Source organism: Pseudoalteromonas shioyasakiensis, assembly GCA_013391845.1.
Taxonomy (GTDB): Bacteria; Pseudomonadota; Gammaproteobacteria; order Enterobacterales; family Alteromonadaceae; genus Pseudoalteromonas; species Pseudoalteromonas apostichopi.
The window spans coordinates 1,479,560-1,493,378 of record CP058414.1 but is presented as its reverse complement, the minus strand read 5'-3'; the positions used below and the strand labels follow the sequence as shown (position 1 = coordinate 1,493,378).

Genomic DNA, 13,819 nt, shown 5'->3' with positions numbered 1-13,819 from the left:
TGCGCTTTACCTCCTGTGAAATAACGCCATCGTTTCAATATGCCCAGTATGCGGGAACATATTCATAAGCCCAATTTTTTCAATGCTAAAGCCTGCTTGTAAAATAAGTGCACTGTCACGGGCTAAAGTAACAGGATCACAAGAGACGTATAAAATCGTTTTAAACTGAGTAAGTGGTAACTGCTCTAAAATTGCCATTGCGCCAGTACGTGATGGATCAAGCACTAACACATCAAGTTCGGCACTAAACCAAGCAGCTGATTGCATTGATTTTGTTAAATCAAAACAATAAAAATCGGTATTCGACAATGAGTTAGTTTGCGCATTTTGTTTTGCTAATGCAACCGCAGAATCGACCCCTTCAACACCAATAACATATTTAGCATACTTTGCAATCAATAATGAAAAGTTACCAATACCACAAAATAAATCTAATACCTGCTCATGACCTTGTAAATCAAGCCACTGTTTTGCTTGATGAAGCATAGCTTGGTTCACTTGGGGGTTAACTTGAATAAAGTTTTCAAGGCCAAATTCAAAGCGTAAATCATAAGCTGGTATCTGGTAGTACGGCATTGGATGGTCACTGTGATCAATTTCACCACTGTGTGATTGCCACACAACACGCCAGCTATATTCATCACACGCCGTTACGACAATGGCTTTTAACTCTGCATTAATAGCTTTGGTATGCCTAATAACCACAAAGGCCGCATTATCAGCTTCACATAATTGTAGGTGACTAATACTACTAAGACCTGAATGGCTGTTGATAAGAACATCAAAAACTGAAAAAACGTCTTTAAAAGTACTGCTCAGCACATCACAGCTTTCAATGCTCACCAATTGTTTAGACCCTTGAGCTCGATACCCTACGCGCATTTTCTTTGCGGCTTTGTCATGCATTACAGCAATACGCGCAGAGCGACGGTAATGGCGCTCTTCACTAAGCAGAGGTGCTTGCCAATTTAAGTCATCAACTTTGGCAAACTTGCTAAACAGCTGACTAACCGCAGCTTGCTTTTCAACCAATTGTTGTTCTGCATTAAGGTGCTGTAACTGACAACCACCACAAATCTGATAATGCTGACAAAAAGGAGTAACCCTATGCGCTGAGGCTGATAGTACTTTTTTACAATCAGCACTGGCAAAGCGTGCCTTATCTTCAATCAATAACGCTTTTACTTCTTCACCCGGCAAAGCACCATTAACAAAACAGACTTTACTTCCCTGCTTAGCAACGCCTCGTCCTTGATGGTCCATAGCAGTGACATTTAGGATTAGCATTTTTTGCGAAACGGATTTCTTTTTTGCTTTGAAAATCTGTGCCATTGGGCAACACCTTAATTATTGATAAAGCGGGATTAAGTATATACTCTTAAACAACGATTATAATGATAACAACATTCTTTATGACTAAATTTGGCTTACGTGACTCAGTCTTAATACTTACACTTATACCGACTGTGATCATAGGCTTGTTGCTGGGCGGTTATTTTACAATAAATCGTTACATTGAGCTCGATGAAATTTTATATCAGCAGGGCGTTACTATTATTGAGCCCTTAGCCATTGCTGTTGAACAACCATTACTAAAGCGTGATAAAGCCTTACTAACCCGCTTAGTTAGCCATACTCATAACAAACACTCCCCTGCGATCCAATCAATTGCTATTTTCGATGAAAACAATGAGTTAGTGATTTTTAGTAAATATCAAAGTGAATTCAAAGAAATTGTTAAAAGCAATGTTAACAGTATGGATGGGATTCAAGTACACAACTCTGATCACTATCTAACATTTTCTACCGCCATTATTAATCATAGCCGTCAAGACACGATTTGGAATCATAATAGCTATCAAGCATCACTAGGTAATGTGGTGATCATGCTTAATAAACAACAAGCCATTATCGGCCAGCAACGCGCCTTACTGGTCAGTGGCGTGGTGATACTCATAGCACTAGTACTTGCGAGCGTATTAGCATTTAGGTTGACCCGCATGTTTATTCAACCACTTAATAAGTTAGTACTAGCTACCGACAAATTAATTGAAGGGAAAGTAGATACAGGTCTTGATAAAAAAATGTTTGGTGAGTTTGAGTTATTACGCACAGGCTTAAATACCATTTCAGAAACCATGGTAGTGCAACGTGATGAGATGCAAAAGCATATTGATCAGGCAACCTCTGATTACCGCGAGACCTTAGAACAATACGAAACTCAGAATATTCAGTTAAGTATTGCCAAAAAAGACGCGCAAGACGCTAACCGTGTTAAATCAGACTTTTTAGCCAAAATGAGTCACGAATTACGTACGCCTTTAAATGGTGTAATTGGCTTTACGCGTCAGCTTTATAAAACCCCGCTTAATAAGCATCAAAAAGATTACCTCGATACTATTGAGCTATCTGCAAATAGCTTATTAACGATTATCAGTGACATTTTAGACTTTTCTAAATTAGAAGCCGGTGCCATGGAGCTTGAGTCAATGCAATTCCAGCTCCGTGACAATATTAATGAAGTTATGACCTTGTTAGCACCAAGTGCACACGAAAAACAACTTGAGCTATCGATATTTATCCATCCACAAGTACCTGACAATCTAACTGGCGACCCGACCCGCTTTAAACAAATTTTGATAAATCTTATAAGTAATGCCGTTAAATTTACTGAAAAAGGCTCAATCAAGGTTGATGTTGGCTACCGCTTATTAGATGAAGAGCGCGCCTCTATTTTAGTGTCTGTCACCGATACTGGTGTGGGCATCCCAATGGATAAACAAGATGCCTTGTTTACACCATTTGGCCAAGCAGACTCAAGTATCACCCGTAAATTTGGTGGCACAGGTCTTGGTTTAATCATCACCAAACACATTGTTGAAGCGATGAATGGTCGTATTACCCTGAACTCAGCACCTGGTAATGGCACCTGCTTTACATTCAATGCCGTATTCAGAACGCCAAGTAACTCAATTACTAGTGACTTACCGACCCAATCATTGATTAATAAACGTATTCTTTACCTTGAGCCTCATGAGCATACACATCAAGCAACCTTATCGCTTTTACATGAATGGCAAACTCGCGTTACCGCTTGTATAGATGAAGAAAGCTTCTTAAATGAGATCAATAAAGACTTCAGTTACGATATTTGTATCATTGGTCATACCGCCACAATTGACGATATGCAGCAACTTAAGAGTTATGTAAAAGCAGTGCGCCCAGTCACTGATTATTTATATATTATGCTCAATACGGTCTCGCACAATATGCGCGAAGCCTTTGTGGGTAGTGGCGCAGATGCTTGCTTAAGCAAACCACTTAACCATCGTAAATTATGTGAAGTACTTGCTGCCCCTTATCGTCTTGACCATCCAGTGCATAACATTGAACAAGGCACTGAAAAGTTATTACCTCTAAAAGTACTAGTTGTAGACGATAATGATGCCAACCTAAAGCTTATTTGCACCTTACTTGAAGAACAGATTGAGCTAATTGATACGGCACACAACGGCTCACAAGCCTACAGTCTAAGTAAAAGCCATAAGTATGACTTGATCTTCATGGACATCCAAATGCCAATTATGGATGGTATTACCGCATGTAAACTTATCCGCGAGTCATCTCTCAATGAAGATACGCCAATCATTGCAGTTACTGCTCACGCATTAGCGGGTGAAAAAGAACAGCTGCTTAAAGATGGTTTTAAAGGTTACTTAACTAAGCCTATTGATGAAGATATGCTAAAACAAATAATTAGCGATCATAGCCCACAATCGCCGATTAATCGCGAACGAAGCAAAGCTGCCACAGTTGACTCAGAACCTCCATTTGAAAGTGCCCGCCTTGATTGGCAATTAGCGCTACAACGCGCTGGCGGTAAAGAAGAGTTAGCACTAGAAATGCTCAACATGTTGTTACTCAGTGTACCTGAAACCTTACGCCTACTTAATGAAGCTATAGAAAAAGAAGATTGTGAACATGTACTTAGCATAGTGCACAAATTCCATGGCGCGTGTTGTTACACCGGCGTACCAAAACTAAAATCACTTGCCGAAACACTCGAAACATCACTAAAAAGCGATTGCGATTTAAATTACATTGAACCTGAATTGTTTGAGCTGATTGATGAGCTAAATAATTTGTTAAGTGATGCAGGTATGGTTGAGCCGCAACGATAAAAAGCACTCAAAAAAAGATATAAAGGAGTATATTAATGAAAAACTATCTAATTCTAGCTGGCTGTTTACTTGTGTTTGGCTGTACTTCAACTACAAATAAACCAATGGAACTAGAGTATGCGGATTTAGCTGTTAGCTATGATGAATTAAAAGCAACAAAATGGCAGCAACTTGAGCGTTTTCCTGCCAGATATCCGAAAAAAGCGGTGCTCCAAGCAGCAGAAGGCTGCGCGACCATTGAGTATGTCATTACGCCAAAAAATGAGATTAAAGATATTCAAGTAATAGCCTCTACAAACCCTGTATTTGCCAGTGCGGCAAAAGATGTTGTCACTGATTGGCATTGGAATGAGCTTGCGAAAAATATTACTGATAAAGCTGTGAAAACCCAAACCCGCTTTGATTTTTGTTTTGATACACCTGAGCAATCTTGCAAAGCACTCAAGCCTAACTATTCATGCCCTAGTAACGATATTATTTATTCTACGGGTACACGCGTTGTTAAATATACGAGGTAACTTGCTTTGTACTTTATCTTACTTATCGTCTTTAGTGCTATTTCACTCACTTGGTTTTTTCTCCGCTATAAAAAACTAAGTATTGAAGCTAATAATTACGTAAAAACCAATTACACAGAGCAGTGGCAAACATACGAAAGCCAAGCCCGCTTAATGAAAGCAAAACCTAACTCAATTGTGTTTCATTCAATCAAGAAAGGCGAATTGTCGGCAATAGATGATGGTGTTTTAAAAAATTTTAAGAAAAAACATCAGTATTTAGTCGCCCTACTTTGCCTTTCACCTTGGCTAGCTTCATTGCTTGCACAATTGATAGTTTACTTAAGTAAATAAAAAGCGCGGTGGATATCGCATCCATCGCGCTCTCGATTCAAAACTTGCCAGCGCCAATAAAGGGCTGACAGATTAAAGCGTATGTTTACAAACGCGCTTCAATCATCAGGCGCTTCATATCGCTTACTGCTTTTTCTAAGCCATCAATCGCTGCACGCGCAATAATCGCATGACCAATGTTTAATTCGTAAATTTCTGGCATTGCAGCAATTGGTTTTACATTGTGATAATGAAGACCATGGCCTGCATTAACAATTAAACCCAAGCTATTGGCATATTGTACGCCGTTACGAATACGTTCAAGTTCTGTGTGAAGTTCTTCGTCATTCTCTGCATCGGCATAAGCACCTGTGTGAATTTCAACGTATGGTGCATTACAAGCTTTTGCAGCGTCAAGTTGTGCATTGTCAGCATCAATAAATAACGAAACCTTAATTCCCGCAGCTGTCAGTTTTTCTGTTGCTGCTTTTACCTTTTCAAAATTACCCACAACGTCAAGACCACCCTCAGTAGTTAGCTCTTCACGTTTTTCAGGCACTAAACAAACATAAGCAGGTTTTACTTCAAGGGCGATGCCGATCATTTCATCAGTGACTGCAATTTCAAGATTCATACGTGTTTGAATCGTTTTTGCCATCACATATACATCACGGTCTTGAATATGACGACGGTCTTCCCGCAAATGGATGGTGATACCATCTGCACCAGCATGCTCTGCAACAGCTGCGGCATGCGCAGGATCTGGGTAACTCGTGCCACGCGCTTGGCGTAAAGTGGCAATGTGATCAACGTTTACACCAAGAAGAATATCTTTCATTTTTTTACCTGTTTAAAACAACGATTCAAGGCTGCTCATCAGCCTACTTAATAAATAACTCACGGCTTTTTAATGGCTTTTTGCCAAGTAAAGGCTTGAGTAAGTATCGACTTAATTGCTTTGCCATATATAACACATCAGGGGCGCTAAAGTCATGAGCTGCTATGGCATTTAATTGCTTCCCTGAAAAGCCACTATGGGGGTCGTCATGCAGCAAGAAACCGTATTCAGCAAAGTACTGATAATTTGCTGCATCGTTAATTACATCACCTTCAGCATCAACACTAAAATCTACGCCATATCCAAGCATCTCTAACAGTTGAAACTCATAAGAGCGTAGTACAGCTTGTAGGTTTTTAGTCGTTGATAATTCGTCGAGATGCTTCTTATAAAGATGATAAACACTTTCCATCGGCTCATTGATAGGTACGATACGGTTGGTTAATTCGTTCAAATAAAAACCGCAATAGAGTTGAGTACCCGACAGTACGGTTTGCCCGCCATGGGGCTCAAAACGATTGATGTATTTTAAATCTGACTTACCGCTGTATTGCACGAGCAGAGATTGAAAAGGTTGTAGTTGTGCTTTATGTTTAGTGGCCTGGCGACCACTAATGCGCGCCAGCATTCTCAGCTGACCTACGCCTTCTACCAGCATATCAAGCATTACTTGCGAGTCACTAAAAGGACGTCGGTGCAGCAAGTATGCTGTGTAGAATTCGCTGTCCATGGCGTGTAAGACTTTACTTAGTCTTCACCATAGCCAAGGCTACGTAGCGCACGCTCATCGTCAGCCCAGCCAGACTTCACTTTTACCCAAAGTTCTAAAAAGACTTTGTTATCCAGCATGTCTTCAAGGTCTTTACGAGCTTCACGGCCAATCACTTTCAACTTTTCGCCTTTATTGCCGATCACCATGCGTTTTTGCGTTTCACGCTCAACAAGGATCAAGCCATTAATTTGCCAAACACCGTTTTCTAGCCATTTAAACTGCTCGATTTCAACGGTGACTGAATATGGAAGCTCATCACCCATAAAACGCATCAGCTTTTCACGAATAACTTCTGCCGCCATAAAGCGCATTGAACGGTCTGTTACGTAGTCTTCAGGAAAGTAAAACTCACAAAGCGGTAAACGCTTTTTCACTTCATCTTTGATTAAATCAATATTTTTACCCTGCTTTGCAGAGACTGGAATAATAGCCACAAAATCAAATTTACCACCCAAAAACTGCATGTGCGGAAGCACTAAATCACGGTCTTTAACTTGGTCAATTTTATTCATAACTAATAACACTGGACGACCACTTTGACGTACTTTGTTTAGCACCATCTCATCATCTTCATTCCAGTGTGTGCCTTCAACCACAAAGATTATAAGTTCTACATCGCCAATTGAGCTTGATGCAGCACGATTCATTAATCGGTTAATAGCGCGTTTTTCTTCAACGTGTAAGCCAGGTGTATCCACATAAACAGCTTGGTATTTACCTTCGGTATGAATACCCATGATACGGTGACGTGTAGTTTGTGGCTTACGAGAAGTAATCGACACCTTCTGCTCAACAATATAGTTAAGTAAGGTTGATTTACCTACATTTGGGCGGCCAACAATGGCAACCATCCCGCAGTGCGTGTCTAGCTCTGCAGGTTCTTTGCTAATTAAATCATCAAGATTCATTTTTAAGTATCTTTAAGGCTTTTTCAGCGGCTTTTTGCTCAGCTTTACGACGAGAGCTACCTACTGAGATAATGCTATCCATCCCTTCAACAATACATTCAACCGTGAATGTTTGATTGTGCGCTTGGCCTTTTGTATCTATTACAGTGTAGCCAGGTAACGATAATTTGCGCGCTTGTAAGTATTCTTGAAGTAATGTTTTAGGATCTTTTTGATTTAAGCCCGGCGAAATTGCGTCAAGACGCGACTCGTACCAGCTTAAAATTAACTCACCACATTGTTCAATGTTTGAGTCTAAGAACACTGCCCCAATAATCGCCTCAACGGCATCAGCTAGGGTTGATTCACGGCGAAAACCACCGCTTTTAAGCTCACCTGGACCTAAGCGTAAGTAATCGCCTAAGCCAAATTCAAGGCCGAATTCAGCTAATGTTTGACCACGAACTAAGGTCGAACGCATACGGCTTAAATCACCTTCGCGTGCTTTTGGAAATTTAGTATATAGCGCATTTGCAATCACAAAGCTCAAAATTGAGTCGCCAAGAAACTCTAAGCGCTCGTTATGTTGGCCTTTATGACTACGGTGCGTCATTGCCTGCTCAAGCAAAGCTTGATCAGTAAATGTATAACCTATTCTGTTGTATAACTCTGTTACGTTTTTTTTCATCGTTACTGAATATTACCTAGGCGTTCAAAGCGAACACCAGTTGGAACCCAGCCTGGTAAAAAGTCATCTGGGCCATTTTCAAATTCAAAACTCATCCATATAAAGACGGCTTTACCTACCAAGTTTTCTTTAGGTACAAAGCCCCAAAAGCGACTATCTTGGCTATTATCACGGTTATCACCCATCATGAAATAATGATCGGCAGGAACAACCCACTCGTCTGAGCGTGTACCTGGTTGTTGATAATAACGGCCTTTCATTTCAGGAGCTTGCGGGTTAATCAAAATATTATGATTTACTGTGCTTAGGTTTTCTTCTAAACGCACTAAATTCATAGAACCCTGCTTGAACTCGTCACTATTGAGGATTTCCATATCAATTTTGTTGTATTCATTACACAGCAAATCACCTTGCTGAGTCACACCTTCGGCGCATTTCGGCTGAATATAAAGGTGCTTATTGCGATATACAATTTTATCGCCTGGTAAACCAATCGTACGTTTAATGTAATCCACACGCTCGTCTAATGGGTATTTAAATACCACAATATCACCACGTTCAGGTTCATCAACGTCAACTAACTGACTACGCCAAATTGGATCTTTGATGCCATATGAGTACTTCTGTACCAAAATGAAGTCACCCACCAATAAGGTTGGCATCATTGAGCCCGATGGAATTTGAAACGGTTCAAAAATGAAAGAGCGGAAAATAGTAATTGCCGCAATCATTGGAAAAATTGATTTAGCCGTTTCAGTGATACTTGGCTCAGGCGCAATTAATGCAGCAGTTTCTTCGTCTAACTCACCACCTGCCGCGTTTTGAGCAAGGGCAATGCGTTGCTGACGCTTTGGCGCAAACATAAAGTGGTCAATTAACCAAATTAATCCTGAGCCTAGCGTTAACAACACTAAGAAAATAGAAAAGTAACCCGCCATGCATTAATTCCTTTATTTACTTCTAATTATTTACCAACTTTAAGGATAGCTAAGAATGCATCTTGAGGTACTTCAACGTTACCTAGTTGCTTCATTCGCTTTTTACCTTCTTTTTGTTTTTGTAGCAGTTTTTTCTTACGACTCACGTCACCACCGTAACATTTCGCGATTACGTTTTTACGTAATTGCTTAACTGTTGTACGCGCAATAACATGCTGCCCAATCGCTGCTTGAATCGCAATATCAAACTGCTGACGTGGAATTAAGTCTTTCAGTGCTTCAGCTAACTGACGACCACGTGATTGTGCAATATCGCGGTGTACAATAATAGCTAACGCATCAACACGCTCACCATTAATCAATACGTCAACACGTACCATGTCTGAAGCTTGGAAATGTTTAAAGTTATAATCAAGTGATGCAAAACCACGGCTTGTTGATTTTAACTTATCGAAGAAGTCCATTACTACTTCAGCCATCGGTAATTCGTACGTCACCGCAACTTGCTTACCATGGTAGCTCATTTTAGTTTGCATACCACGCTTTTCAACACAAAGCGTAATTACGTTACCTAAAAATTCTTGCGGTACTAATATGTTAGCTTCAACAATTGGCTCACGGATTTCAAGAATATTATTCACCGGCGGTAAGTCAGACGGGTTATCTATCTGTTTAGTTCCGTCTTTAGTCTCTACTTCGTAAATTACTGTTGGTGCAGTTGTAATAAGATCAATGTCGTATTCACGCTCAAGACGCTCTTGGATGATTTCCATGTGAAGCATACCTAAGAAGCCACATCGGAAACCAAAGCCTAGTGCTGTTGAGTTTTCTGGCTCGAAGAATAACGAAGCATCGTTCAAACTCAGTTTATCAAGCGCATCACGGAATGATTCATAGTCATCAGATGAAATTGGGAACATACCTGCGTAAACCTGTGGTTTAATACGCTGGAAGCCTGGTAAGCGCTCTGGAGCAGAGTTACGCTGTAAAGTAATAGTATCACCTACTGGTGCACCATGAATTTCTTTAATACCCGCAATTACGAAGCCAACTTCACCGGTTTTCAAGATGCCCGTGTTAGTTTGCTTTGGTGTAAAAATACCTACTTTATCTGCGATATGAACTTGATCATTCGACATGATCTTAATTTTATCGCCTGAGCGTAGTTCACCGTGTTTAATACGTACTAATGATACAACACCTTGGTATGGGTCAAACCATGAGTCAATGATAAGCGCTTGTAGTGGCTTATCTTTGTCGCCTTCTGGTGGCGGGATATCTTTAACAATGATTTCGAGTACTTCTTCAATACCAATACCTGTTTTAGCACTACATTGCACAGCATCTAGGGCATCGATACCAATGATGTCTTCTATTTCTTCTGCTACACGAAGTGGATCAGCTTGTGGTAAGTCGATCTTATTTAGAACTGGAATAACTTCTAAGTCCATTTCAATTGCTGTGTAGCAGTTAGCTAAGGTTTGTGCTTCTACACCTTGACCCGCATCAACAACTAAAAGTGCACCTTCACAGGCTGCAAGTGAGCGTGATACTTCGTATGTGAAGTCAACGTGTCCTGGCGTGTCGATAAAGTTTAACTGGTATGTTTCGCCGTCTTTAGCTTTATAATTTAGCGTTACACTTTGCGCTTTGATGGTAATACCACGCTCACGCTCAATGTCCATTGAATCTAACACCTGCTGCTGCATTTCACGGTCTGTTAAACCACCACAAACTTGGATAAGACGGTCAGAGAGAGTCGATTTACCATGGTCAATATGGGCGATGATCGAAAAATTACGGATATGCTTCATAAACTGGATTCTAAACTTCTATATAAAATGGACTAAGTGTATAAAGCGGCAATTTTACATTTAATTGGCTTTAATCACCATCTATTTGAGTGAAAGGAATAGCAATTGGGTGAATTTTTATTACTTTAATATCATGCTTTAGGCTCTTAACCCTTGATTTAGCTATCACATAGCCCGTTAAGCCACCAATGGCGGCTGCTAAAATTTGCCAGCCCTCAGCAAGCGAAAAAGCCGCAAATGCGATTAAAGCAAACCCTAAACTAAACAAAAGTGGTAGCATATAAACAGCCATTGCATGTTTGACCAAGTGGCTATCATCGAGTGCCAAGGTTACTTTTTGCCCTACCTGTAGCTCTTTTTCGAATGTATACGGAAAGGTTTTTTTTGCTGTTCCGAACAGCTTAGCAAAGATCTGCGAACCGCAGCGACCATTACAGCCTGCGCAAGCTTGCTTTTGCTCTGCTTCTAAATTCGCTGTCGTGCCTTTAACTGACACGACAGAGAGTGTTTGTTCAATCATAATTTAAAGAGGTCGCGCTACCGACTCTGCTATAGCTTTGGCTGTCATAGCTGGGATATTACCAACAACCGATACATCAAAGCTACCACCATTGTGAACATAGACCGTCGTCGCACCTGATGTTAAAGCACCACTTGCACGTTTACCGGGTAAGGGTCTTTGAATAAAAACAGATACTTCAACAAACCCATCTGAATATAAATAATAGTCAGCAAGTTCATTGTTTAAGTCGAGTTTATGACGGTCTGATTTTAACAGCTTAAAGCCATCAGGGAGCCAGCCAATTTTCCAATCATTCGCTGCGCCGTCGCTATCACTGGCAATATCATTCGTTGAAAGCACAGCAGGAAACTCACGGTTTTGCATTTCAACTAACATCGGCGCAGGTTGCTCTGTAACGCTAATATGAGTTAGTTGTAATTGCTCTAGCATTTCACCTTTGTGATTTACATAGGCTGATTTAAGTAACAACGAAGACTCTGTATCAAGCCAGATCCAATAGTTGTATTTGTATTCATCTTTAGATTCGATGCGCACTAACTGTGCAGAACGACCAGCAATACGACCTTTTCCGCCAAGAACAAAGTCATAATGAGCACTTAGTCTATCTATGTCTTTAAAAAGCACTTCGGGAATAGGTCCAGCTATAGAGTCTGTTTTGACTGAATAAGGCTCAGAATGCGGTTCAAAATAAGTAACTTGATCATCAACACGCACCATTTCAAGACCAGCACCGTTAAGCAAACTTAAATGCTCAAGTTCGATATCATTTTGTTTTGCATGTAACCATCGATACGGTTCCATCGCTTGGCCTTTTACAACTACAAACGATGCATCAAAATTGCGAGTATGAACGGCCGTAGCCATATCATGTAATAATGTTTTGGCGGGATTTTCGTCGCTAGCAATGGCAGGGGCCGTTAATACCAGCGACAAAATAAAAGTAAAAACTTTCATTTAATTAGTTTTTTTCCTCTTCTGCATTTTCTGCAGTTTGCGATTCTTCTAGCGAATATGCAACACGCGCTTGACGTTGATGTTCAAGAACTAATGCACCAATACGTTGCTGTTGTAATTCACGTAAACCTTGCTGAGCATTCTCTAACGCAGGTTGCTCAGATGAGTAACTTACCGGAGAAGCCATACCGGTTAACGGTACTGTTTGTAAGGTTGGAATGTCATTTTGTGGTACTTCGGTGTTTTGTGGCAAAGTTTGTACGCCCACAATCGCAAACATAGCAACACTGGCAGCAATTGCCACTTGGGCAAATGGACGACGCCAATTAAATGCTACTACGTTATCTGTGCCTGTTGCCGCCACGATTTCTTCGCTTTTTGGTACCGTTGTTTTATTCGCGAAATCAGCGTATACAGGTTCTTGCTCAAGTGCTTCAGCCACTGCATCTGCAATGTCAAAGTTAAAAGCGTTATTATTTGCCTCAGCACGCATTACATCACCAATCATTGCGTAACGACCAAATGTAGACACATCGTCGTTTGTGATCGCTTGATCAGTTAATTGCTGCTCGCCGTCAAGTAACGCGGATAACTGCTCATTATCCAACTTGTTAACGTCTGCTTTTGTCATACTAAGACTCACCTATTAATGGATTCAATTTATTATCAATCGCCTCACGGGCACGGAAAATACGTGAACGTACCGTTCCCACAGGACAATCCATAACCACGGCTATTTCTTCATAGCTCATACCTTCAATTTCACGAAGGGTAATCGCGGTTTTAAGATCTTCAGGCAAACTATCAATCGTATTAAAAATTACAGCACGTACTTCGTCACTTAATAACAGGTTTTCTGGCGATGCGTTTGAACGCATAGCATCAGCACTGTCATAAAACTCTGCCTCTTCGGCATCAACATCGTTAGCTGGGGGCTTACGGCCCTGAGCAACTAAGTAATTTTTAGCACAATTTACGGCGATACGGTATAACCAAGTATAAAAGGCGCTATCCCCTCTAAAGTTAGGCAATGCACGGTAGGCTTTAATAAAGGCTTCTTGTGCGACATCAGCAACATCACCTTGGTTTGATACATAACGTGAAATCAAACCTGCAATTTTATTCTGATATTTTCTAACTAATAGGTTGAAGGCGTTTTTATCTCCTTGCTGGACCCTTTTAACTAGCGCTAAATCCAAATCCTGCTCGCTCATTCGAGCCGGTACTCCTCTGTTTGATTCTTGCTTGCTATTCATATACTCGCCATTGTTTACACAAACTCTGACTGCACCATGAATATAAAAGTTCAGTTTAAAATGATTTTTTTATAAAATAGCACGCAAATAAATTGAGTCATACCAATCTTATTACACGGAAATCCTAATAACTGCCTA

The 13,819-nt window shown here is 40.5% G+C and carries 14 protein-coding genes; 3 read left to right on the top strand and 11 right to left on the bottom strand.

Going from position 1 to position 13,819, the window contains the following annotated elements:
• Window positions 1-6: 6 nt before the first annotated feature.
• Entirely contained in the window at window positions 7-1,332 is a 1,326-nt protein-coding gene (gene rlmD, locus HYD28_06830) for a 23S rRNA (uracil(1939)-C(5))-methyltransferase RlmD (GenBank protein QLE08703.1), read from the bottom strand.
• Between the two features lie 80 nt (window positions 1,333-1,412).
• On the opposite strand from rlmD, the gene barA reads away from it, so the two are divergent.
• Genes barA through HYD28_06815 form a run of 3 tightly spaced genes read left to right on the top strand, consistent with a single transcriptional unit; the run spans window position 1,413 to window position 5,032 of the window.
• Complete coding sequence (gene barA, locus HYD28_06825; GenBank protein ID QLE10506.1) at window positions 1,413-4,181, top strand: two-component sensor histidine kinase BarA; 2,769 nt, start codon at window positions 1,413-1,415, stop codon at window positions 4,179-4,181.
• Between the two features lie 35 nt (window positions 4,182-4,216).
• Window positions 4,217-4,699, top strand: a complete 483-nt coding sequence (locus HYD28_06820) for an energy transducer TonB (protein QLE08702.1) — start codon at window positions 4,217-4,219, stop codon at window positions 4,697-4,699.
• A gap of 6 nt (window positions 4,700-4,705) precedes the next feature.
• Window positions 4,706-5,032, top strand: a complete 327-nt coding sequence (locus tag HYD28_06815; protein QLE08701.1) for a hypothetical protein — start codon at window positions 4,706-4,708, stop codon at window positions 5,030-5,032.
• A gap of 85 nt (window positions 5,033-5,117) precedes the next feature.
• On the opposite strand, the gene pdxJ is transcribed toward HYD28_06815, so the two are convergent.
• The 10 genes from pdxJ to rpoE form a co-directional block, all read right to left on the bottom strand.
• Window positions 5,118-5,849, bottom strand: coding sequence for a pyridoxine 5'-phosphate synthase (gene pdxJ / locus HYD28_06810; GenBank protein QLE08700.1), 732 nt, complete (start codon window positions 5,847-5,849; stop codon window positions 5,118-5,120).
• Window positions 5,850-5,892: 43 nt separating this feature from the next.
• Complete coding sequence (gene recO / locus HYD28_06805) at window positions 5,893-6,579, bottom strand: DNA repair protein RecO (protein QLE08699.1); 687 nt, start codon at window positions 6,577-6,579, stop codon at window positions 5,893-5,895.
• A gap of 17 nt (window positions 6,580-6,596) precedes the next feature.
• The gene (gene era / locus HYD28_06800; protein ID QLE08698.1) at window positions 6,597-7,529 is read right to left on the bottom strand and encodes a GTPase Era; all 933 of its coding nucleotides are present in this window, start codon (window positions 7,527-7,529) and stop codon (window positions 6,597-6,599) included.
• Window positions 7,519-8,196, bottom strand: coding sequence for a ribonuclease III (gene rnc / locus HYD28_06795; protein QLE08697.1), 678 nt, complete (start codon window positions 8,194-8,196; stop codon window positions 7,519-7,521). The genes era and rnc overlap by 11 nt, the downstream gene beginning before the upstream one ends.
• Window positions 8,197-8,198: 2 nt before the next feature.
• Entirely contained in the window at window positions 8,199-9,134 is a 936-nt protein-coding gene (lepB, locus tag HYD28_06790) for a signal peptidase I (protein QLE08696.1), read from the bottom strand.
• A gap of 26 nt (window positions 9,135-9,160) precedes the next feature.
• On the bottom strand, window positions 9,161-10,948 hold the full coding sequence (lepA, locus tag HYD28_06785; protein ID QLE08695.1) for an elongation factor 4: 1,788 nt from the start codon (window positions 10,946-10,948) through the stop codon (window positions 9,161-9,163).
• A 70-nt stretch (window positions 10,949-11,018) separates the two neighbouring features.
• Window positions 11,019-11,468, bottom strand: coding sequence for a SoxR reducing system RseC family protein (locus tag HYD28_06780; GenBank protein QLE08694.1), 450 nt, complete (start codon window positions 11,466-11,468; stop codon window positions 11,019-11,021).
• 3 nt (window positions 11,469-11,471) lie between these two features.
• On the bottom strand, window positions 11,472-12,425 hold the full coding sequence (locus HYD28_06775; GenBank protein QLE08693.1) for a MucB/RseB C-terminal domain-containing protein: 954 nt from the start codon (window positions 12,423-12,425) through the stop codon (window positions 11,472-11,474).
• Between the two features lie 4 nt (window positions 12,426-12,429).
• Window positions 12,430-13,056, bottom strand: coding sequence for a metal ABC transporter ATP-binding protein (locus HYD28_06770; GenBank protein QLE08692.1), 627 nt, complete (start codon window positions 13,054-13,056; stop codon window positions 12,430-12,432).
• Window position 13,057: 1 nt separating this feature from the next.
• A complete protein-coding gene (rpoE, locus tag HYD28_06765) occupies window positions 13,058-13,639 on the bottom strand; it encodes an RNA polymerase sigma factor RpoE (GenBank protein ID QLE08691.1) in 582 nt (193 codons plus the stop codon).
• Window positions 13,640-13,819 lie beyond the last annotated feature (180 nt).

Coding starts and splice junctions, on each gene's coding strand:
- rlmD (QLE08703.1), bottom strand. CDS start 1,332: ATGGCACAGATTTTCAAAGCAAAAAAGAAATCCGTTTCGCAAAAAATG.
- barA (QLE10506.1), top strand. CDS start 1,413: ATGACTAAATTTGGCTTACGTGACTCAGTCTTAATACTTACACTTATA.
- HYD28_06820 (QLE08702.1), top strand. CDS start 4,217: ATGAAAAACTATCTAATTCTAGCTGGCTGTTTACTTGTGTTTGGCTGT.
- pdxJ (QLE08700.1), bottom strand. CDS start 5,849: ATGAAAGATATTCTTCTTGGTGTAAACGTTGATCACATTGCCACTTTA.
- recO (QLE08699.1), bottom strand. CDS start 6,579: ATGGACAGCGAATTCTACACAGCATACTTGCTGCACCGACGTCCTTTT.
- era (QLE08698.1), bottom strand. CDS start 7,529: ATGAATCTTGATGATTTAATTAGCAAAGAACCTGCAGAGCTAGACACG.
- rnc (QLE08697.1), bottom strand. CDS start 8,196: ATGAAAAAAAACGTAACAGAGTTATACAACAGAATAGGTTATACATTT.
- lepB (QLE08696.1), bottom strand. CDS start 9,134: ATGGCGGGTTACTTTTCTATTTTCTTAGTGTTGTTAACGCTAGGCTCA.
- lepA (QLE08695.1), bottom strand. CDS start 10,948: ATGAAGCATATCCGTAATTTTTCGATCATCGCCCATATTGACCATGGT.
- HYD28_06780 (QLE08694.1), bottom strand. CDS start 11,468: ATGATTGAACAAACACTCTCTGTCGTGTCAGTTAAAGGCACGACAGCG.
- HYD28_06775 (QLE08693.1), bottom strand. CDS start 12,425: ATGAAAGTTTTTACTTTTATTTTGTCGCTGGTATTAACGGCCCCTGCC.
- HYD28_06770 (QLE08692.1), bottom strand. CDS start 13,056: ATGACAAAAGCAGACGTTAACAAGTTGGATAATGAGCAGTTATCCGCG.
- rpoE (QLE08691.1), bottom strand. CDS start 13,639: ATGAGCGAGCAGGATTTGGATTTAGCGCTAGTTAAAAGGGTCCAGCAA.